This is a genomic window from Parasphingorhabdus sp. (assembly GCF_036964565.1).
Lineage (GTDB): Bacteria > Pseudomonadota > Alphaproteobacteria > Sphingomonadales > Sphingomonadaceae > Parasphingorhabdus.
Genome location: NZ_JBALTN010000009.1, coordinates 98,036 through 118,266, shown reverse-complemented (window position 1 = coordinate 118,266; position 20,231 = coordinate 98,036). Strand labels below are relative to the sequence as shown.

The 20,231-nt window shown below is 63.7% G+C and carries 17 protein-coding genes; 11 read left to right on the top strand and 6 right to left on the bottom strand.

Annotated features, from left to right (window positions below):
- Window positions 1-2: 2 nt before the first annotated feature.
- The 3 genes from V7650_RS13705 to V7650_RS13695 form a co-directional block, all read right to left on the bottom strand.
- A complete protein-coding gene (locus V7650_RS13705) occupies window positions 3-1,991 on the bottom strand; it encodes a BCCT family transporter (protein WP_335656795.1) in 1,989 nt (662 codons plus the stop codon).
- A gap of 110 nt (window positions 1,992-2,101) precedes the next feature.
- Window positions 2,102-3,580 carry a UdgX family uracil-DNA binding protein gene (locus V7650_RS13700; RefSeq protein ID WP_335656794.1) on the bottom strand — a complete coding sequence of 493 codons (1,479 nt, stop codon included), beginning with the start codon at window positions 3,578-3,580 and terminating at the stop codon, window positions 2,102-2,104.
- 4 nt (window positions 3,581-3,584) lie between these two features.
- Window positions 3,585-4,826, bottom strand: coding sequence for a putative DNA modification/repair radical SAM protein (locus tag V7650_RS13695; RefSeq protein ID WP_335656793.1), 1,242 nt, complete (start codon window positions 4,824-4,826; stop codon window positions 3,585-3,587).
- A 160-nt stretch (window positions 4,827-4,986) separates the two neighbouring features.
- Between V7650_RS13695 and V7650_RS13690 the strand changes: the two genes are divergently transcribed.
- Both V7650_RS13690 and V7650_RS13685 read left to right on the top strand, forming a co-directional pair.
- Window positions 4,987-6,213: a DUF3419 family protein gene (locus V7650_RS13690; protein WP_335656792.1), complete on the top strand. Its 1,227-nt coding sequence runs from the start codon at window positions 4,987-4,989 to the stop codon at window positions 6,211-6,213.
- Window positions 6,214-6,218: 5 nt separating this feature from the next.
- Entirely contained in the window at window positions 6,219-6,893 is a 675-nt protein-coding gene (locus V7650_RS13685) for a class I SAM-dependent methyltransferase (RefSeq protein WP_335656791.1), read from the top strand.
- Window positions 6,894-6,911: 18 nt separating this feature from the next.
- On the opposite strand, the gene V7650_RS13680 is transcribed toward V7650_RS13685, so the two are convergent.
- Entirely contained in the window at window positions 6,912-8,360 is a 1,449-nt protein-coding gene (locus V7650_RS13680; protein WP_335656790.1) for a M20/M25/M40 family metallo-hydrolase, read from the bottom strand.
- Between the two features lie 284 nt (window positions 8,361-8,644).
- Here V7650_RS13680 and V7650_RS13675 point away from each other — a divergent pair, with 284 nt between their 5' ends.
- A complete protein-coding gene (locus V7650_RS13675) occupies window positions 8,645-9,400 on the top strand; it encodes an OmpA family protein (protein WP_335656789.1) in 756 nt (251 codons plus the stop codon).
- Window positions 9,401-9,549: 149 nt separating this feature from the next.
- The gene (locus V7650_RS13670) at window positions 9,550-10,143 is read left to right on the top strand and encodes a hypothetical protein (protein WP_335656788.1); all 594 of its coding nucleotides are present in this window, start codon (window positions 9,550-9,552) and stop codon (window positions 10,141-10,143) included.
- A gap of 6 nt (window positions 10,144-10,149) precedes the next feature.
- On the opposite strand, the gene V7650_RS13665 is transcribed toward V7650_RS13670, so the two are convergent.
- Window positions 10,150-11,466: a hemolysin family protein gene (locus V7650_RS13665; protein ID WP_335656787.1), complete on the bottom strand. Its 1,317-nt coding sequence runs from the start codon at window positions 11,464-11,466 to the stop codon at window positions 10,150-10,152.
- A gap of 156 nt (window positions 11,467-11,622) precedes the next feature.
- Here V7650_RS13665 and V7650_RS13660 point away from each other — a divergent pair, with 156 nt between their 5' ends.
- Window positions 11,623-12,300 (top strand): OmpA family protein, encoded by a 678-nt coding sequence (locus V7650_RS13660; RefSeq protein ID WP_335656786.1) that lies wholly within the window; start codon window positions 11,623-11,625, stop codon window positions 12,298-12,300.
- 67 nt (window positions 12,301-12,367) lie between these two features.
- A complete protein-coding gene (locus V7650_RS13655) occupies window positions 12,368-13,135 on the top strand; it encodes an SDR family NAD(P)-dependent oxidoreductase (protein WP_335656785.1) in 768 nt (255 codons plus the stop codon).
- A gap of 3 nt (window positions 13,136-13,138) precedes the next feature.
- Here the strand turns inward: V7650_RS13655 and V7650_RS13650 are convergent, their stop codons facing one another.
- Window positions 13,139-14,371, bottom strand: a complete 1,233-nt coding sequence (locus tag V7650_RS13650) for a UbiH/UbiF/VisC/COQ6 family ubiquinone biosynthesis hydroxylase (protein ID WP_335656784.1) — start codon at window positions 14,369-14,371, stop codon at window positions 13,139-13,141.
- A 174-nt stretch (window positions 14,372-14,545) separates the two neighbouring features.
- On the opposite strand from V7650_RS13650, the gene V7650_RS13645 reads away from it, so the two are divergent.
- The 5 genes from V7650_RS13645 to V7650_RS13625 all read left to right on the top strand — a co-directional run bounded on the left by V7650_RS13645 (window position 14,546) and on the right by V7650_RS13625 (window position 20,215).
- The gene (locus V7650_RS13645; RefSeq protein ID WP_335656783.1) at window positions 14,546-16,855 is read left to right on the top strand and encodes an FtsK/SpoIIIE family DNA translocase; all 2,310 of its coding nucleotides are present in this window, start codon (window positions 14,546-14,548) and stop codon (window positions 16,853-16,855) included.
- Window positions 16,856-16,947: 92 nt separating this feature from the next.
- Window positions 16,948-17,577 (top strand): LolA family protein, encoded by a 630-nt coding sequence (locus V7650_RS13640; protein WP_335656782.1) that lies wholly within the window; start codon window positions 16,948-16,950, stop codon window positions 17,575-17,577.
- Between the two features lie 289 nt (window positions 17,578-17,866).
- Window positions 17,867-18,661 carry an exodeoxyribonuclease III gene (gene xth, locus V7650_RS13635; RefSeq protein ID WP_335656781.1) on the top strand — a complete coding sequence of 265 codons (795 nt, stop codon included), beginning with the start codon at window positions 17,867-17,869 and terminating at the stop codon, window positions 18,659-18,661.
- The gene (gene ribA, locus V7650_RS13630) at window positions 18,658-19,737 is read left to right on the top strand and encodes a GTP cyclohydrolase II (RefSeq protein ID WP_335656780.1); all 1,080 of its coding nucleotides are present in this window, start codon (window positions 18,658-18,660) and stop codon (window positions 19,735-19,737) included. Before xth ends, ribA begins: the two co-directional genes overlap by 4 nt.
- 4 nt (window positions 19,738-19,741) lie before the next feature.
- On the top strand, window positions 19,742-20,215 hold the full coding sequence (locus tag V7650_RS13625; RefSeq protein WP_335656779.1) for an SRPBCC family protein: 474 nt from the start codon (window positions 19,742-19,744) through the stop codon (window positions 20,213-20,215).
- The last annotated feature ends 16 nt before the right edge of the window (window positions 20,216-20,231 follow it).

Genomic DNA, 20,231 nt, shown 5'->3' with positions numbered 1-20,231 from the left:
CCTCACGACAGCCGCCTCGTATGGCGGAACAGGGCATAGCGGTTGAGCAGGTCGTTGATCAGCTGGTCGCAGGTGAAGCCGGTGATGTCGTGCGGATGGTCGCCTTCGGACGTATGGGCCATCGCCCGGAAATGCCGCGGTTCCGATTCCAGGGCCTTGCGGCTTTCCGCCCAGACGAAGCTGGGCAGCCGAAACGGGCGGCTGCGGATCGTATACTGGAAGCTGCCGCGCTCGCCATGGGGAACGGTGAGACGGAGGCCTTGGCTATCCTCGGCCAGTTCGGGCGCGAAGCCGCTGCCGCGCATCTCCTCGGAAAAGGCCTCCAGCGCCGGGCGCGCGGTTGCGGTGATGAAATTTTCGATATCGGACCGGCCAAAATGATGCACGATTGATGTCAGCCGCTGCTGCCAGCTGCGCTCCGGCTCGGGCGGCGGGGCTTCGGCCATCGACAGGTCGGTTGCAAGACCCCGCCGCTCCATCTGCAGCGCCCGGAACAGGCCGTAGCAGATGAAGATCAGGATCACCGTGAACGGCAGCGCGCTGGTGATGACGGCGGCCTGCAACGCTTCCAGTCCGCCGGCGACCAGCAGCACGGCGGCGATGCCGCCGGCGCATACCGCCCAGAAAATCCGCTGCCATACCGGCGGATTTTCCGCTGCGCCGGAGGTGATCATGTCGATCACCAGCGCGCCGGAATCGGCCGAGGTGATGAAGAAGGTGATGACCAGCAGCGTCGCGATGAGCGAGGTGATGGTGCCGAAGGGAAGCGCCGCCAGCGTCTCGAACAGCGCGACGGGCAGGTTGTTCGCCACGGTCTGCGCGATCGGGGCAACGCCGGTCATGTCGAGATCGATGGCGGTGTTGCCGAAGACGGTCATCCACAGGAAGGTGAACAGCACCGGCACCAGCAGCACGCCGCCGACAAATTCGCGAATGGTCCGCCCGCGCGAGATGCGGGCGATGAACATGCCGACGAACGGCGACCAGGCGACCCACCAGCCCCAGTAGAACAGGGTCCAGTCGGCCAGCCACGGATTGGGTTCATAGGCATACATGCGGAAGGTGCGGCTGACGACCGAGCCGAGATAGGTGCCGACATTCTGGACGAACGCCTGCAGCAGGAAGACGGTGGAGCCGGCAAACAGCACGAAGCCGAGCAGCAGGATGGCCAATATGATATTGAGCTCGGAGAGCCGCTTCACCCCCCGGTCGAGCCCGAGAAACACCGACAGGGTTGCCAGCAGGGTGATCGACGCGATCAGCATCAGCTGCACCGCCGTGTTGACCGGCGCGCCGAACAGATAGCTGAACCCGGCATTCACCTGCAGCACGCCCAGGCCGAGCGAGGTGGCGACACCGAACATCGTGCCGAGCACCGCGAAAATGTCGATCGCATGGCCGATCGGACCGTAGATGCGCTTGCCGATCAGCGGATAGAGCGCCGAACGGATGGTCAGCGGCAGGCCGCGGCGGAAGGAAAAATAGGCCAGCGACAGGCCGACGACGATGTAGATCGCCCAGGCGTGCAGGCCCCAGTGGAAGAAGGTCAGCGTCATCGCGCGGCGCGCCGCGTCGGCCGTGCCGCCCGCACCGACCGGCGGGCTGGCATAATGCTGGATCGGTTCGGCGACGCCGAAGAAGACCAGTCCGATGCCCATGCCGGCGCTGAACAGCATCGCGAACCAGGAGATATAGCTGTAGTCCGGCTCGCTGTCGTCCGGCCCCAGCTTGATGTCGCCGTGCCGGCTGAGCATCAGATAGAGGACGAACAGCAGAAAGCCGGCCACCGCGGCGACATAGAGCCAGCCGAAATCCCGGACCACAACGGCCTGGATCTGGCCGAAGACCTGCCCTGCCTGCTGCGGGAGCAGCGCCCCGAACAGGGCGAAGGCAAGGATCAGCCCGGCTGACACGAAAAACACCGGCGGATTGACCTTGATGCGCGCGCTGTCCTCGGCCGCGGCGGCCTCCGTCAGGACGGGATCGGACAATGGAGACTCCTGTTTTTTTTGCGTACCGGCTGCATAACAGCATCGCGGAGCGGGGGGCAACCGGTTGCAAGAAGCGGGACCGGCGGCGGGAGGCGCGATCCGCTGGCTTTTCAGCCCGAGCCTGGCCGGGATGCATAGCCGGCCACCATTTCCAGATCCCGCACGAATTTCGCATATTCCACCTGCCGGCCCTGCTCGTCCGGGATCCGCAGCAGGTAGGACGGATGCACGGTGATCAGCAGCGCGCGGGTGTCGGCGAAGGGCAGGATCGTGCCGCGGCGGCGGGCGATGGTGACCGGCTTTCCGGTCAGGCTGCGGGCGGCGGTGGCGCCGAGGGCGATGATGATCCGCGGGTCGACCAGCCGGATTTCCTGTTCAACCCACCAGCGGTAATAGGCGATCTCCCCGGCATTCGGGGTTTCGTGGATGCGGCGCTTGCCGCTCTGCCTGAACTTGAAACGCTTGACGGCGTTGGTCAGGAACAGCTGCCGGCGGTCGAGCCCGGCCCCGGCGAGCGCGCGGTCGAGCAGCTGGCCGGCGGGGCCGACGAACGGCCTGCCCTGCCGGTCCTCCTGGTCGCCCGGCTGTTCGCCGATGATCATGATCCGGGCGTCCGGCGGGCCCGAGCCGCGCACCAGCCGGTCGGAGAAATTCTCGCGCGGCGCGTCCCTCGCCTGCTCGAGCCGGTCGTAGAGCTGGTCGAGCGAGGCCGGCGGTTCGGCTGCGGACCGGGTTTCGGGACCGGCCAGCGGCAGGGCTTCCTGCTGCCGGGCGACCATGGCATCGACTCGCCCGGACGCGCGTTCGAGCATGGCCGGGATAAGATCGGCTTCGGGCAGGTTCTTCCAGTATTTCACCGGCATTTCCGACTTCATCGCGGCGACCTTGACCCGCGCGGGGTTGAAGATATGGGCGTAATAGCTGCGCCATTCCGCCTCGACGCCGTCTTGCTGCGGCAGGTCGTGCTTGTTGCCGCCGGGGCCGAACGAGAGCCGCTCGCCATCCCAGGCGATGCTCGCCTCCGGCGTCAGGATCAGCCAGTCCATGCCGGTGAAGCGCTTGCGGAAGAAAGGCGCTACCGCTTCGGTGATATGATGGTCGGGCTCGAACCAGGCGACAAATTGCTCGCGCCCCGCGCGCTCGCCGGTTTTGCGGAAGCGGACGAAGGCGTGCATCTTGTGGATGTCGCGGCGGATCGCCTTGGCATGGTGGCTCAGCTTCAGCACGTCCGGATCGGCGGGGTTGCGGTGGAGATCCCGGACCGTCTGCGCGCGGTATACCGTCCGGTAGGCCAGATCGAAGCGGTCGGGATTGCGGTGGAGCAGCGCGCTGTCGATCAGCGCCAGCAGCGGCGCGGCGATGCGGATCGCCGGAGCGGGAGGGGCGCTGGCTTCGGGCAGTGCGACCGGGGCGGACAGGGACAGTTCCGCGTCGCGGGTACGGCCGTCGACCGTCCAGCTCAGCCGATCGGGCGCAACGCCGCGCTGCAGCAGCGCCCGTGCCTGGTCGCGCCAGCCCGCCCGGTCGGTCTCGCTGGCGAGCGTGATCCGGTGGTGGCCGACGGCAGCGGTGCGGGCGGGAGTGAGCACGAGGCTAGGCGGGAAACAGGCTGAGCTGTTCCGGCGGCGGCTTCAGCCGGTCGTAGAGGCTGAGCGAGTCCAGCTGCCTGCCCGGATGCCAGTCGACGGCGGTGATGAAGGGCAGCAGCTTGCGCAGCGACTGGCAGATGCGCTCGAGATCGGCGAGGCGCAATCCGGAGAAGCGGCGCGCCTGCAGGATCTTGGCGACGCCCTTGCCGCCGAGGCCGGGGATGCGCAGCAGGCTCTCCTTGTCGGCGCGGTTGATGTCGATCGGGAAGCGGGCGCGGTTCTGCAACGCCCAGGCGAGTTTCGGGTCGATGGTCAGGTCGAGCTGGCCGCCGGTGCCGCCCTGCATGATCTCGCTGACCGAGAAGCCGTAGAAGCGCAGCAGCCAGTCGGCCTGGTAGAGGCGGTGCTCGCGGAGCAGCGGCGGTGCCTGTGCGGGGAGCGTGCTGCTGGCGTCCGGGATCGGGCTGAAGGCGGAATAATAGACGCGCTTGAGGCCATAGCTGCCGTAGAGGCCATTGCTGGTGGTCAGGATTTTCGTGTCGTCAGAGGCGTCGGCGCCGATGATCATCTGGGTGCTGTGGCCGGCGGGCGAGAACAAGGGCGCCTTGCGCGAGCTCTTGCGCTCCGCCTTCGCCTCGCGCACCTGCTTGCCGAGATTGTCCATGGTCTTGCGGATCAGCTTGCCGTCCTTTTCCGGAGCCAGGCGGGTGATCGAGGCGTCGTCGGGCAGCTCGATGTTGATCGACAGCCGGTCGGCGTAGAGCCCGGCGCGCTTCAGCAGCTCGGGATCGGCCTCGGGAATGGTCTTCAGGTGGATATAGCCGCCGAAGCGGTGCACGACCCGCAGCCGGCGCGCGACCTCGACCAGCTGCTCCATGGTATAGTCGGGGCTGCGGATGATCCCGGAGGAGAGGAACAGGCCCTCGATATAGTTGCGCTTGTAGAAATCCAGCGTCAGGTCGACGATTTCCTGCACGGTGAAGGCGGCGCGGCGGACGTTGCTCGACGAGCGGTTGATGCAATAGAGGCAGTCGAACATGCAATAGTTGGTCATCAGGATCTTGAGCAGCGAGATGCAGCGGCCGTCCGGCGCGTAGCTGTGGCAGATGCCCATGCCGCCGGTCGAGCCGATACCGCCGGATTTCAGCGAATTGCGCTTCACCGACCCGCTCGACGCGCAGGAGGCGTCATATTTGGCGGCGTCGGCCAGAATCGCCAGTTTTTCGGATCGGTCGAGCTTGGACATCGGTCATGCCTAAGCGATGTTCCCGATTTGTTCAATAACCTAGGTTAGGAATCGAACGATCGGGAGCGACGCCCGTCGCAAAGCTGTCACACGCCGGTCATGGCGGCGTCACCGCCGCCGCCTAGGTCGGGCGGAATCATTGGAGTGATCGGGAGGTTTCATGGGCGTGCACGCGGGTTCGGTTAAACAGTCGGTTATCCTGAACGATGCCATATTGCAAAATCGGTCCAGCAAGGCGGGGCTGCTCGAACGGGCCTTCGCGCTGGCCTTTCGCGGGCTGGTCTATCCGCAGATCTGGGAAGATCCGGTCGCCGACATGGAGGCGCTGGATATCGGTCCGGGCCATCATATCGTCACCATCGCCAGCGGCGGCTGCAATGCGCTGTCCTATCTCAGCGCCAATCCGGCAAAGATCACCGCGGTCGATCTCAACGCGGCGCACATCGCTCTCAACCGGCTGAAGTCGGTGGCGGCGCAACAGCTGGACAGCCACGAGCAATTCTTCCGCTTTTTCGGCGAGGCCAAGAGCACGGAAAATCCGGCGGTCTACCGCGACCGGCTGCGGCCGCATCTCGACGCGGCCAGCCGCAAATATTGGGACGGCCGCGACCATTTCGGGCGGCGGCGGATCAACGGCTTTGCCAAGGGTTTCTATCGCAAGGGCCTGCTCGGCAATTTCATCGGCCTGATGCACGTCATCGGCCGGATCGGTGGGGTGAAGCTGTCGCGGCTGGCGGCAGCGGAAACGCAGGACGAGCAGATGGCCCTGTTCGAGCGGCATATCGGTCCGTTGTTCCAGCGAAAGAGCATGCGCTTCCTGTGTTCCAACCCGATGGCGCTGTTCGGGCTCGGCATCCCGCCGGCGCAATATCGCGCGCTCGCCGGCAACCGCCATATGGCCGACGTGCTGTGCGAACGCACCCGCAAGCTGGCCTGCGACTTTCCGATCAGCGAGAATTATTTCGCGCAGCAGGCGTTCGGCCGGGCGTACCGCAGCGCGGACGCGGGATCGGTGCCGCCCTATCTGGAGGAACCGAGCTTCGCCTGGCTGGGCGAACGCAGCAAGAGGCTGGAGATACGACACCAAAATTTCATCGAGTTCCTGGCCAGCCAGGATGCCGGATCGGTGGATCGCTATGTGCTGCTCGACGCCCAGGACTGGATGACCGACCAGCAGCTCAACCGGCTGTGGAGCGAGATCGGCAGGACCGCGGCGCCCGGCGCGCGGGTGCTGTTCCGCACCGCGGCCGAAGAGACGCTGCTGCCCGGGCGGGTCGCCGACGAACTGCTCGCCGCCTGGGACTATGACAGCGAGCTGTCGCAGGCGCTGACCCGCAAGGACCGCTCGGCGATCTACGGGGCGATGCATCTCTACCGGCTGAGATGAGCCTGATGGACGATATTTTGCGCAAGCGCGCCAGCGATCGCCACGCCGACCTGATGGACCGCGTCTATCGCAGCCAGAGCGGCATTTATGACCTGACCCGCAAATATTATCTGCTCGGCCGGGACGAGCTGATCGCGGCGCTGCGGCCACCACCGGGCGGGCGGGTGCTGGAAATCGGCTGCGGCACCGCACGCAATCTGGTGCAGGCGGCAAAGGCATGGCCGGAGGCGGAGTTTTACGGGTTCGACATCAGCTCGGAGATGCTGAAGGCGGCGCGCCGGAACCTGGCGCGCAGCGGGATGGCCGGGCGGATCACCCTGTTCCACGGCGACGCCGAAAATCCGGCGCTGGCGATGCCGCTGGCGGTGCAGAGCTATGACCGGATATTCCTGTCCTTCTGCCTGTCGATGATCCCCGACTGGCAGGGCGCGGTCCGGCAGGCGCTGAGCCTGCTGGCGCCGGGCGGGGAGCTGCACATCGTCGATTTCGGCCAGAGCGAGGGATTGCCGTCGCCGTTCCGCGCGCTGCTGAAGCGGTGGCTGGCGCTGTTCCATGTCGAGCCGCGCCGGCACCTCAGGACCTTCGTCAAGGAACTGGACGCCGAGCTGGGCACTCGCACCGAATTTGTGCCGCTCTATCGCGGCTACAGCTGGCGCTTCGTGGTCCGGCCGCGCGCCTGACCGGCGACCCGATCCCTCCTATTCGGCCAGATCCTTCAGGATCCAGTACCAGTGGTCGAGCCCGCCGTAGAAGGAATCGACCGGGAGCCGCTCGTTGAGGCCGTGGGCGAACATGTCGGACGCCTTGAGCGCCGCCCCGGACAGTGCCACCGTGTCATAGCCAAGCGTGCGATAGTGCATGCCGTCGGTGCCGCCCGATTCCATATAGGGCAATATGGTGAGGCCGGGATAGCGCTTGTCGAGACTGTTGCGCAGGGCGGCCTTCACATCGTCGCGCAACCGGGATGCCGGACTTTCCGTGACGTCGGTGACCAGCTTGAACGATATCGTGTCATTGCCGAGAGCCTCTTTCAGCTTTGCCTCGGTGGCAGCCGCGCCCTCGCCGGGGAAAATCCGGCAATTGACGGTCGCGGTTGCCGACTGCGGCAAGGCATTTTCGGCGTGGCCGGCGCTGAGCATCGTCGCGACGCAGGTGGTGCCCAGCGTGCCGACGGTCTCCGGATCGGCTTGCAACGTGGCTATCGCTTCGGCATCCGAAGGGTCTTCCGCGAAGCGCAGCATGGCCTGCCCCAGATCACCCGGGGTCAGCTTGCCGGCGGTGGCGAAATAGCTTCTGGTCAGGTCGGTGGCGCGCACCGGGAACTGGTAGGCAGCAATCTTGCCCAGGGCTTCCGCCAGTTCATAGATGGCATTGTCGGAGCGCGGTCGCGAACTGTGGCCACCGGGATTGGTCACGGTCATCTCGTAGGTGGCAAAGGTTTTTTCCGCCGACTGGACCCGGAACGCCACCGGCGTGCCGTCTTCAGCCAGCGCGATGCCGCCAGCATCGCTGTTGAGGACGAAAGCGGGGTCGATATTTTCCGCCACATATCGGGCCTGCGCGACGGTTGAGACCATGCCGGTTTCCTCGTCGCCCGAGAAGACCAGAACAAGGTCGCGCGAAGGCTGCCAGCCCTCTGCCTTGAGCCGCAGGAAGGTAGCGGTCAGGTTGGTGATGCCGTATTTGTTGTCGTCGGTGCCGCGGCCGAAAAAATAGCCGTCTTCCTCGGTCAGCGTGAACGGCGGGCGAACCCAGTCCTTGGCCAGCGCATCGACCACGTCCATGTGGCCGAGCAGAACGATCGGCTTGTCCGTGCTGCCAGGTTTTGCGCGATAGGTGACCATCAGCCCTTGGGTTTTCTCCCCTTCGCTGTCATAGTCGGTGACCTGGATATCTTCGTCGCTGAATCCGGCCTTTTTGAACCGGTCGACGAGATAGGCGACCATCGCTGGGACCTGCTGCTGGCCGCGAGCGGTGCGGAAGGCGATGACATCGCGGTAGATGTCGCGGGCCAATTGCTGGTGCGGGGTCAGTGCAGCACTCGGCTGCGCGAGCACCGGCTGCGCCACGAAGGCCCCTGCCAGCAGGGCAAGAACGAGCCTGCCCGACCCTCTGCGTCCTGCACCCGGAATTACCTTCAGGACCATCACCAGTCTCCCCCCAAAAAGCCAAGTCTATCCGAGAGATAGATAAAGTAAATCCCTTTGTCCGCCGGGCCAGTTGCAGCGGAGCGCCAATCGTCAGGCGGGCCCCGGAACATGGTCAAATAATTAACCAATTTTGCTTACCAATTGTTTCAATTAAGGACAGTTCCTGTCCAAAACCGGTTGATCGGGCGATCAGCCAACTGGACTCGCATGCATTAATCCGCCATTTTAGACTGTCGTTTTGCCAACAGGCCGCCGGCCGAACAAGGGACTGAGGATACCGGATGGAAATCGGAAGCAAGCTACTAACCGGCGCAGCGGCCACGGTGATCCTGGCACTGGTCGGCCATGCCGCGTCGGGCGAGAAATTCATTTCCGGCCTGGAGCAGAAGGCACAGACCGAACTGGCCGCGCGCGGCCTGGGTGCAGCAACGGTGCGGTTTGATCGCGACCCCCTGTCGCGCGACGCTGTGCTTGAGGGCGATCTCACCGAGAGCCAGAAACAGGAAGCACTGAGCGTGGCCGTCGGCATTGCCGGCGTGTCGAGCGCCAGCTGGAAGGGCGATGCGGCAACTAAAGCTGCGGAAGCCCCTGCTGCAGCGGTGGCGAGCGGCGCCGGACAAGGCAAGGCCGGCAAATGCCAGAGCGACGTTGACGCGATTGTCGCAGCGAAGAATATCAGCTTCCGCTCCGGCAGCGCCTATGTCTCGCCGGAGTCAAACCGGATACTCGACGCGCTGGCCGACGCGCTCAAGGGCTGTGACGGCCTGTCCATCGCGGTCGAAGGCCACACCGACGACAATGGCGACAGCGAGGTCAACCGCGTGATGTCGCAGGAGCGGGCCGATCGCATCAAGGCCGGCCTCGTCGAACGGGGAATAACCGAGAGCCTGATCAGCGCCAAGGGTTTCGGCTCTGCAAGGCCGCGGGCAAAGGGTTCGGATGCCGCTGCCGATGCAAAAAACCGGCGGATCGAATTCCGCATCGGCACCGAAAACGGTTCGCCGCAAAATGATGCCAAAGCGCAACAGGAGAAATGATCCATGCCGCTATTGCTTGAAAATCTGTTGCTCCTGCTGGCGACTTTTGCAATTGGGCTCGCTATTGGCTGGCTCATCTGGGGCCGCACCACGCACGATCATTAGCCGAAAACGGCGGTGACCAAGATTCAGAACGGGGTTTTGAAACAATGATAACGCTGATTTCGGCCAACTGGCTACTGTATCTGATAGCGCTGCTGATCGGTGTGGTCACGGCATTCTGGATCTGGGCCGCCACCGGCCGCGAAGGATCCGCTGCGGACCATTTCTCCGCCGACGACGGCCTGCTGGAAAAGGCCGGTGAGCCGGTCCGTCCGGCGGACCCGGCGCCGGTCCCGGCCGCGCCAGCCGCGGTGTCGCCACCGCCTCCCCCGCCGGTCAAGAAAGTCGTCACCCCATCGCCTGCCCCTGCTCCCGCCGAGCCGGTCGCCGAGGCGAAGCCGGTTCCCGCTCCTGTCGCACCCGTGGCCGCCGGCAAGCCGAATATTCCTGCGGCGGTTGGCGAGCCCGACAATCTGCGGCTGATCAAGGGCGTTGGCCCCAAGCTCAACACGCTGCTCAACAGTCTCGGCGTGACCCGCTTTGACCAGATTGCAGAGTGGAAAGAGGCTGAAATAGTCGAGGTCGATCAGTATCTGGAAACGTTCAGCGGACGGATCACCCGGGATGCGTGGATCGATCAGGCCAAGTTTCTGGCCAAGGATGATATCGCCGGATTTGAAAAGAAATACGGCAAGCTCTGATCGCGGTCAGTCGATTTCCGGATTGCTGGCGCGGACGATTAGCTTGTCGATCTTGCGTCCATCCATGTCGACAATCTCGAATATCCAGTCCTGATCCTCGAAGCTCTCGCCCTCCTCGGGCAGATGCCGCAATTGCGCCAGCGCGTGGCCGGCAACGGTCGCATAGTCCCGGTCTTCCGACAGCCGCATGCCGAGCTTTTCCGCCAGCGCGTCGATCGCCATCGCGCCGGAGACGAGATAGCTGCCATCGGCGCGCTCGATCAGGCTGCGCTGGGTCTTCTCGTCCTGGTCGGAGACAAATTCGCCGGCGATTGAACTGAGCAGGTCATTGGGCGTCACGATCCCTTCGAAATGGCCATATTCGTCGTGGACAAGGATCATCGGAACTTCGGTTTCGCGCAGGATTTCCAGCACATCGAGCGCGTCGAGCTGGTCCGGGACCTTTTCCAGCGGCCGCATCAGCTTGCGCAGGTCCAGTTCCTCGCCGCCCAACTGCGCGGCGACGATATCACGGGCCTGGACGACACCGCGGATCTCGTCGACGGAATGCTCCGCCACCGGGAAGCGGCTGTGCTGCGATTCCATCAACAGCTTGTGGATATCCTCGCGCTTCGCGTCGATATCGAGCCAGTCGATCTCGGTCCGGGGCGTCATCACCTCGCGAATCGGGCGGTCGGCAAGACGCACGACCCCGGCCATCACGGCCCGTTCATGCTCCTCGATCACGCCGGACCGCGTCGCGTCGGCAAACACCATCTGCAATTCTTCGGCGGTGACATGGTTGATCTGTTCCCGCTTGATCCGCATCAGCCGGAAAATCAGGGCGCTGCTGTTGTCGAGCAGCCAGACCAGCGGTGCCGAAATGCGCGCCAGCATCTCCATGGGCTGGGCCATGACCAGCGCGATCCGCTCGGCCGAGCGCAGGGCGATCTGCTTGGGCACCAGTTCGCCCACCACCAATGATGCATAGGTGGTCAGGCCGATCACCAGCACGAAGCCGGTCGTTCCCGCCAGTTCCCGGCCCATCCCGAGCGCCTGCAGGCGCTCTGCCATCGGCCCGCCCAGGCTGGCGCCGGAAAAGGCACCGGCAAGGATGCCGATCAGGGTGATGCCGATTTGCACGGTCGAGAGAAACTTGCCCGGGTCCGCAGCGAGGCGGAGCGCGGCCTTGGCGGGCCGGCTGCCCTGGTCCGCCAGACCGTGCAGCTGTGCCTTGCGGGCAGAGACGATTGCCAGTTCCGACATGGCGAAGACGCCATTGATCAGTATCAGCACGATTATTATTGCGACATCAAACCAGGGAAAGGGTGTCATATTGTCCATTGAAAGGGCGAAATGCCATCAGGCCCTTTAGCAGCAAGTTTTACAAAATCTCAAGTTTGCTGTCAGTTAACATTCATTTATCTTGCGATAAACGGAACCTTCTGAACGATAGGGGGTTACCCTGATCGAAGAAGAATACCGAAAAGGGAAATCAACATGCGGATGAATAAATCAATGATGGCAGCAGCTTCGCTGAGTGCCGTTGCACTGACCAGTGGTTGCGTTACCAATCCGGAAACCGGAAACCGGACCATTTCCAAGGCAGCGATCGGCGGCATCGGCGGCGTTGTCGGCGGCTATCTGCTTGGCGACGTCCTGGGCGGACGCAATGACCGCACCGCCAAGATTGTCGGCGCTGGCCTCGGCGGACTCGCCGGCGCGGGCATCGGCTATTACATGGACGAGCAGGAAAAGAAGCTGCGCCAGCAAACCGCGGGCACCGGCATCGATGTCACCCGCGAAGGCGACAATCTGATCCTCAACATGCCGTCGAACGTCACCTTCGGCGTCGACAGCAGCGCGATCCAGCCAGCCTTTCAGACCACGCTCGGCAACGTCGCCAACACGCTTTCGCAATATGAAAAGAGCTATGTCGACGTGCTCGGCCATACCGACAGCACCGGCAGCGAAGCCTATAACCAAAGCCTGTCCGAGCGGCGGGCCGAGGCCGTTGCCAATTTCCTGGCCAACAGCGGCGTCCAGCGTGCGCGTCTGGCTACCCGCGGCTATGGTGAAAGCCAGCCGATCGCGACGAACACCACCGAAGAGGGCCGCGCGGCCAACCGCCGGGTCGAAATCAAGATCGTTCCGATCTCGCAAGATGATCTGAACTAATTTAGCGCTTGCGCCAATCCAGACATTCCGGGCATCCCCTGCAAAAATAGCAGAGGATGCCCGAATTATGACAACCCCCAATTTTTCCATCGACCTGACAGGCCATACGGCTCTTGTAACCGGTGCGTCTGCCGGACTGGGCCACCGTTTTGCCAAGGTCCTCGCCGCGTGCGGCGCCAAGGTTGCCTGCACCGCAAGGCGCAAGGACAAGCTCGACGACCTGGTCGCCGCCATCCGCGCCGAGGGTGGCACGGCTGAGGCCTTTGCGCTGGATGTGCGTGACGCCAGCCAGCTGAAGGCGATCGTCCCCGCGATCGCCGATCGGCTGGGCCAGCCCGACATATTGGTCAACAACGCCGGGATCGTCGATGCCGAACATGCCACGCGGATGTCGATCGAGCTGATCGACGATGTGCTGGATACCAATCTGCGCAGCGTGTTCGTCCTGTCGAACGAATTTGCCCGCCCGCTGATCGCCGAGAAAAAGCCTGGCCGGATCGTCAATGTCGCGTCGATCGCGGCGACCAGCTACAGCGGTGGCGGGGCAGCGCTCTATTCGACGACCAAGGCCGGCGTCGTCCGCATCACCGAAACGCTGGCGGTGGAATGGTCAAAATTTCATATCAACGTGAACGGCATAGCGCCGGGCCTGTTCGCCACCGACATGGCCGACGGCATGATCGAACGCGCCGGCGACTTTTCGGTCCATTTCCCGCGCAAGCGGCTGGGCCAGCCGGAACAGATGGACAGCACCCTGCTCTACCTGGTGTCGCCCTCGTCCGACGCGGTGACCGGAACCGTGATCAAGATCGACGACGGCCAGGGGTCGCGCTAGACCCTAGACCAGTTCGCCGCGCAGCAGTTTCGGCAGATCGCCGGTCTCGCCCTTGGCTTCGGCCATGAAGCGCGCCTTGAGCGGCGGAATCCGCTGGACCAGGCCGATGCCCATGCGCCGGATCGCCGACGACGTCTCTCCGGGCAGGCCGAACAGGCGGGTCAGGATATCGGTTGCCGCCGACACCGTCATATTGTCGAGGCTGCGCCAGCGGTCGTAGCGGGCGAGTATCTGGGCATCGCCCAGATCGAGCCCGGTGCGCGCGCCCTCGACCAGACATTCGGTCAGTGCCGCGACATCGCGCAGGCCGAGGTTGAGCCCCTGCCCGGCGATCGGATGGATGCCGTGACCGGCGTCACCGATCAGCACCAGCCGATCGGCGGTCAGATGCGAGCTGTGGTGGAAGCCGAGCGGATAGGTCGGGCGGTCGGTGAGCAGTTCGATCGCGCCGAGAAAGCCGCCGGTCTTCTTCATCATTTCCGCAACGAAGGCGCGCTGGTTGATCCTGGCAAAGGCGGGCCCGTCCTTGCGCGATACCGTCCAGACCACGGCCGAGCGGTGCCGGCCGTCGGCATCATCGAGCATCGGCAGGATCGCGAACGGACCGGAGGGAAAGAAGAGTTCATAGGCGGCGTTGCCGTGCGGTTTTTCATGCGCGATCTTGCAGACGATCGCGCTGTGGTCATATTGCCAGTGCGCCATGATGATCCCCGCGTCCTCGCGCATCCGGCTGCCGCGCCCGTCGGCAGCAACCAGCAGCGGAGCGGACAGCTCTTCGCCATTGTCGAGCACGACCTCGACCCGATGCTCGCCGCGCTCGTAGGACTCAACCTGGGCGGGCATGTGCAGCGTGATATGGTCATGGTCGCGGACCGCCTCGAACAGCAGCTGCCGCAGAACGGCATTTTCGACCATGATGCCCATCGGCCCCTCCGCCTCGCCGGGGACGAAATCCAGCGTGCCGGGCTTGAGCCCGTCATTGACTAGGATTTTCTCGATATCGCAGCCGTGCGGCCGCAGCTTGTCGGCGAGACCGATGGCATCGAACATCTTCCAGCTGGCGCTGTTGATCGCCGACACCCGGGCATCACCCAAGGGGTTGAGCAGATCCGCAGGTTCGGCGCGATCAATGATCGCCACCTGCAGGCCATGCGCGGCCAGCGCCAGCGCCTGGGTGAGCCCGATCATGCCCGCGCCCAGGATGATGATGTCGCTATTCCGAGAATCCAACCCCATGAAGACCGCCTTTCCGAGCCCTGATATCATCCTCTAACTAGGCATCGTCGGCGGCGAAAGAAAGGCAATTCCGGTAAAATATCGCCAAGAAACTTGACGGCGAGTCCCCGATTCGCGCAAAGGAGAGCGCAGAAAACGCGCGTCTTCGGCTGGGGCGTCGCCCGGGAGTATATTATGGCGGAAAAAGCCAATGAAGCGAACTGGCGCGAGATCATGCGTCTCAGCCTGATGCGCAGCGGTGCCCTGATCGGGGCGATCACGATTTTTCTGGCAACGCTTTTCCTGCTGCTGGCGCTTGCCAGCTATTCTCCCAGCGACCCGTCGTTCAATACCTCTGCGGGCGGCGTCGAATATAACTGGATGGGGATTTTCGGTTCCTATCTGGCCGACCTGCTGCTGGTGCTGATCGGACTGCCCGTCATCCTGTTCCTGCCGCTGATGCTGCTGCTCGCCAACCGGCTGTGGCACGATATCCCGCAGCCCGGCTGGAAGCGGCAACTGTTGTGGTGCCTGCTTGCCGCGCTGCTGCTGGGAATCGGGCTGGCGCTTTGGTTTCCGGAGCCGGAGATGGAATTGCCGTCCGGCCTCGGCGGGCTGGCTGGCATGCTTCTGGCCAACGGCATCACCGCCGGCCTCAATGCGCTGTCCGCCAGCTGGAGCGGGCTGGTGTCGGGCGTGCTGATCGCGCTGACCCTGACCAGCGGGCTGGTGCTGGGCTATCGCAGCCTGCAACTGGACCGCCCGCTGTTTTCGGGTGCCTCGCTGAAGATCCCGGCGATGAAAATGCCCCTGCGCCGCAAGGATGATGACCTGGTGATCGAACCGGAACGATCCGCTGCCGTTCCGGCTGCGAAGGAGCCGGCGCCGCGCAAGTCCGTCCAGCCCGACACGCGCCCGCCGCCGGAGATCAGCGACCGCGCGCTGCCGCCGAAAAAGGCCGGGGCGAACAAGGCCAAGCAAGGCGATTTCTTCGGGCCCTATGTGCTGCCCTCGGTGGACCTGCTGACCCCCGCGCCGGAGCAGAACAACAACGTGATCGACAAGGCCGGGCTGGAACGCAACGCGCGACTGCTGGAATCGGTACTCGACGATTTCCACGTCAAGGGCACGATCAACGCGGTCCGCCCCGGGCCGGTGGTCACGATGTACGAGCTGGAGCCGGCACCGGGCATCAAGGCAAGCCGCGTCATCCAGCTGGCCGAGGATATTGCCCGCAACATGTCGGCGCTGTCGGCCCGCGTCGCCGCCATTCCGGGACGCACGGTGATGGGAATCGAGCTTCCCAACGCCAACCGCGAGATGGTGGTGCTGCACGAAATGGTCGGCAGCGACAGCTTCGCCGAGCAGACCGGCAAGCTGCCGATCATCCTCGGCAAGAATATTTCCGGCGATCCGGTGATTGCCGATCTGGCGCCGATGCCGCACCTGCTGGTCGCCGGTACCACCGGTTCCGGCAAGTCCGTCGGCCTCAACTGCATGATCCTCTCCTTGCTCTATCGGCTGACGCCGGACGAGTGCAAGATGATCATGATCGATCCGAAGATGCTGGAGCTCAGCACCTATGACGATATTCCGCATCTGCTGTCGCCGGTGGTCACCGAGCCGGCCAAGGCGATCCGGGCGCTGAAATGGGCGGTCGAGCAGATGGAGGAACGCTACCGGATGATGTCGTCGATCTCGGTCCGCAACCTCGCCAACTATAACGAGAAGGTGAAAGCCGCCAAGGCCAAGGGCCAGCCGCTCGGCCGCCGGGTGCAGACCGGCTATGACCCGGAAACATCGCGCCCGATCTACGAGGAAGAGCAGCTCGACTTCGAAGTGCTGCCGCAGATCGTGATCATCGTCGACGAGCTGGCCGACCTGATGATGACCGCCGGCAAGGAGGTCGAGTTCCTGATCCAGCGGCTGGCGCAGAAGGCACGCGCCGCGGGCATCCACCTGATCATGGCGACGCAGCGGCCCTCGGTCGACGTCATCACCGGCGTGATCAAGGCCAACCTGCCAACGCGGATCAGTTTCCATGTCACCTCGAAGATCGATTCCCGGACCATCCTCGGAGAGCAGGGCGCCGAGCAATTGCTCGGCAAGGGCGACATGCTGTACATGCCGGGCGGCAAGCAGCTGACCCGCGTGCACGGCCCGTTCGTATCCGATGACGAGGTGCGCCGGGTCGCCGACCACTGGCGTTCGCAGGGCGCGCCGGACTATATCCAGGCGGTGACCGAAGAACCGGAAGACGGCAGCTTCGCCCTCGACGGCGCGGACCTGAGCGACAACAAGGAAGACCGGCAATATACCCAGGCCTGCCAGATCGTGTTCGAGAGCCAGAAGGTCTCGACCAGCTGGCTGCAGCGGCAGCTCCGGATCGGCTACAACACCGCCGCCCGGATCATCGACCGGATGGAAGAGGACGGCTTCATCACGCCGCCCAACCATATCGGACGCCGCGAGGTGCTGCGCGACCAGCATGGCGAGCCGCTTTAGCGCCAGAAGCGCGCCGCTTTCCTGACAGACTGATTAAGCCATCGTTCAATCGCCACAGGCTAGGCCTGCATCTTGATAATCTGGAGTTTTATATGTTGAAATATGGTTTCGCCCTGATCGCCGCGCCGCTGGCCCTGACCGCCAGTCTGCCCGCGACCGCGCAGCAAAGTCCGACCGACAGCCTGTCGAAAATTTCGACGCACTTGCGTTCGATGTCGACGATGACCGCAAATTTCAGCCAGACCGACCGCGGCGGCCAGATGCTGACCGGGAAGCTGACGCTGAAACAGCCCGGGAAGATCCGTTTCCAGTATCAGAAGGACGCGAACCTGCTGATCGTCGGCGACGGCAAGGCGCTGACCATGATCGACTATGAGGTCAACCAGGTCCAGCGCTGGCCGATCAGCAACAGCCCGCTGGGCGCGCTGCTGAACCCGGACCGTGACCTGTCCAAATATGGCAAGATCGTTCCGACTCGCAATCCCAACGTGCTGAGCGTGGAAGTCCGCGATCCGAAACGGCCGGAATATGGCGTTATCACGATGGTCTTCACCAAGAAGGCCGGCGCCCCGGGCGGACTGAGCCTGGATGGCTGGGTATCACTCGATTCCAAGAACAACCGGACCTCGATCCGCCTTTCGAACCAGAAATTCGGCGTTCCGGTGTCCAACAGCACGTTTAACTGGGACGATCCGCGCAGAAAAGTTCGCGGCAAGCGGTGAACCGAGGCGGGCTGCCGATCAGCAGAAAAGGATCGATAATCCGTTCATATTCCCGACAGAAACACGGGCGTATAACCAAATACAGGATGAAGAGAGACAGTCAGGTTTTCCCCCTGTTACCTGACACCAAAGAGCTCATTTCATCTTTTGCGTGACGAACGCGAGTTAGCCCCCACCTCCTTAATGCCCCCGGAGGTGGGGGTTTTTCTTTCCCGGCCCCTCAAATTACCACATCGCGCCCTTCCCTTTGCGCTTGGGTTTCCGGGCGAGCGTGGCTATCAGACTCGGCATGAGTGATACCCTGAAAATCGTCAGCTGGAATATTAACAGCATCCGCGCCCGACTCGACATCGTCGAGCGTTTCCTGACCGAGGAAGCGCCGGATATCCTGTGCCTGCAGGAAACCAAGGTGCGCGACGACCAATTCCCCGAAGGCATGTTCCGCCGGCTCGGCTACAACCACCAGATCCTGCACGGCCAGCCGATGCACCATGGGGTCGCGATCATCAGCCGCGTGCCGCTGCACAAGGACGAACGGTTCAACTGGCAGGACAATGGCGAAGCCCGCCATGTCGGCGCGGTGCTGCAAAACGGCGTCCGCATCGAGAATGTCTATATCCCGGCCGGCGGCGAAATTCCCGATCGCGAACTCAATCCCAAGTTCGGCCAGAAGCTCGACTTCTTCGGGCGGATGACCGAATGGTCGACCAATCTCAAGGAACCGACGATCCTGATGGGCGACTTCAACGTCGCGCCGCTCGAATCGGACGTCTGGAGCCACAAGGCGCTGGTCAACGTCGTCAGCCACACGCAGATCGAGATCGACCATCTCTACGCGATGCGCGATGCGCACGGCTGGGTCGATATCGGCCGCAAGCTGATCCCGGATCCCGAGCGGCTCTACACCTGGTGGAGCTATCGCGCCAAGGACTGGCGCCTGTCCGACAAGGGGCGGCGGCTCGACCATGTCTGGGTCAGCCCGGAGCTGGAAGACAAGGCGAAGAGCCATGTCGTGCTGGAGGACGCGCGCAGCTGGGGCAAGCCGTCGGATCACGCGCCGCTGATCACGGAATTCGAATTTTGAGTGCAGCGCCTCTTGACGGGGGCCAGAAGTCTGCAGCCCGCCGCGCAGCGCGCGCCATTGATGCGCTGCGCCGCGGCTGGCCGATTGGCGTCGAGGCGGAGGGCCAGCGGCTCGAGCTGCTGCCGGTCGAGACCGGTGCGCTGGACGCGATATTGCCGCAATCGGGAAGCGTGTCGCTGATCATTTCGGCGACGCGCGCCGACACCCTGAAACTGCTCAACCAGCTGTCCGCGGCCGACCCCAGCCTGCCGATCCAGATTCGCCTGCCCGCGCCGGTGACCGCAGCCGAGATACTCGCCATTGTCGATCCGGTTCTGGACATGCGCTATCCGATGAAGGGGCCGTTTCAGAGCGAGCCGCTGGCCAACCCCGCAGCCGCCAAGGCGGCGATGGAACTGGCGCGCCATGCGGCGCTGCTGCCCGCCTTTCTGATCGTCGAGGAGGCCGAGGACAGCGTCGAGGCGGAGGATGTCGCGGCCTATGCCGATGCCAGCGCCCTGACGATCAGCGCGCACGCGCGGCTGCCGGTCGCGGCCAATGCCGAGGCGCATATCTACGGCTTCCGCAGCGACGCCGATGCCACCGACCATATCGCGCTGGTGGTCGGCAAGCGCGACGAGAGCATACCGGTGGTGCGGCTGCACAGCGAATGCCTGACCGGAGATGTCCTTGGCAGCCTGAAATGCGACTGCGGCCCGCAGCTGCACGCGGCGCTGGAGCAGATCAGCGCGGCGACTTGGGGGGTGCTGCTCTATCTGCGGCAAGAGGGCCGCGGCATCGGCCTGATCAACAAGCTGCGCGCCTATGCGCTGCAGGACCAGGGGTTCGACACGGTCGACGCCAACCAGCGGCTGGGCTTCGCCATCGATGCCCGGGACTTTTCGACGGCGGCGCGGATGCTGGAATTGCTCAACGTGCCGAAGGTCCGATTGATGACCAACAATCCCGAGAAAGTGGAAGGATTGGAAGCTTGCGGCGTGACCGTCGAAGAGCGGTTGCCGGTCAGGATTGCTGCCAATCCGCACAATGAATTTTATCTGGATACGAAGCGAGACCGCACGGGGCATCAGCTGTAGGACCATGGCCACGAAACCATATATCCAGCTCGCAGACCATCGGGTGCTGATCGAAGCGCCGATAACAAGCGTTTTCGACTTTCTGGCCAACCACGAAAATTATGCCCTTTGGTACCCGAATGTGATTTCCATCATATCCGCCAATCCGTTGCCGCACGGACATGTCGGCAAAATCTATCAGGAAGATATTCGCTTGCCGACCCGGCGCGTGCAGCAGATCAACATCACGGTGGTCGAAAGCCGGTCCCCGAACCTGTTCGTGACCGAAGGCGATTTCGTGCCGCTGCATCCGCGGATGGAGGTTCATCTGTCCGAGCAGGCCAGCGGGGAGACAATGCTGCACTGGCGATTCTACAGTCGCAGCCAATCCACCATCGGGCGATGGCTGATCCCGCTACTGCTCGGCAAAACCCTGCAACGCGATAGCGGTATCGGCCTCGCGCGCATGAAGGCGATCGTTGAGTCGGAGGCCGAATAGCCGGGCCATTGGCAAA

Excerpts from the sequence above, each read along its gene's own strand:
- V7650_RS13645 (WP_335656783.1), top strand. The coding sequence starts at position 14,546 with ATGGCGGAAAAAGCCAATGAAGCGAACTGGCGCGAGATCATGCGTCTC.
- V7650_RS13695 (WP_335656793.1), bottom strand. The coding sequence starts at position 4,826 with ATGTCCAAGCTCGACCGATCCGAAAAACTGGCGATTCTGGCCGACGCC.
- V7650_RS13640 (WP_335656782.1), top strand. The coding sequence starts at position 16,948 with ATGTTGAAATATGGTTTCGCCCTGATCGCCGCGCCGCTGGCCCTGACC.
- V7650_RS13650 (WP_335656784.1), bottom strand. The coding sequence starts at position 14,371 with ATGGGGTTGGATTCTCGGAATAGCGACATCATCATCCTGGGCGCGGGC.
- V7650_RS13665 (WP_335656787.1), bottom strand. The coding sequence starts at position 11,466 with ATGGACAATATGACACCCTTTCCCTGGTTTGATGTCGCAATAATAATC.
- V7650_RS13690 (WP_335656792.1), top strand. The coding sequence starts at position 4,987 with ATGGGCGTGCACGCGGGTTCGGTTAAACAGTCGGTTATCCTGAACGAT.
- xth (WP_335656781.1), top strand. The coding sequence starts at position 17,867 with ATGAGTGATACCCTGAAAATCGTCAGCTGGAATATTAACAGCATCCGC.
- V7650_RS13625 (WP_335656779.1), top strand. The coding sequence starts at position 19,742 with ATGGCCACGAAACCATATATCCAGCTCGCAGACCATCGGGTGCTGATC.
- V7650_RS13685 (WP_335656791.1), top strand. The coding sequence starts at position 6,219 with ATGGACGATATTTTGCGCAAGCGCGCCAGCGATCGCCACGCCGACCTG.
- V7650_RS13660 (WP_335656786.1), top strand. The coding sequence starts at position 11,623 with ATGCGGATGAATAAATCAATGATGGCAGCAGCTTCGCTGAGTGCCGTT.
- V7650_RS13675 (WP_335656789.1), top strand. The coding sequence starts at position 8,645 with ATGGAAATCGGAAGCAAGCTACTAACCGGCGCAGCGGCCACGGTGATC.
- V7650_RS13680 (WP_335656790.1), bottom strand. The coding sequence starts at position 8,360 with ATGGTCCTGAAGGTAATTCCGGGTGCAGGACGCAGAGGGTCGGGCAGG.
- V7650_RS13670 (WP_335656788.1), top strand. The coding sequence starts at position 9,550 with ATGATAACGCTGATTTCGGCCAACTGGCTACTGTATCTGATAGCGCTG.
- V7650_RS13655 (WP_335656785.1), top strand. The coding sequence starts at position 12,368 with ATGACAACCCCCAATTTTTCCATCGACCTGACAGGCCATACGGCTCTT.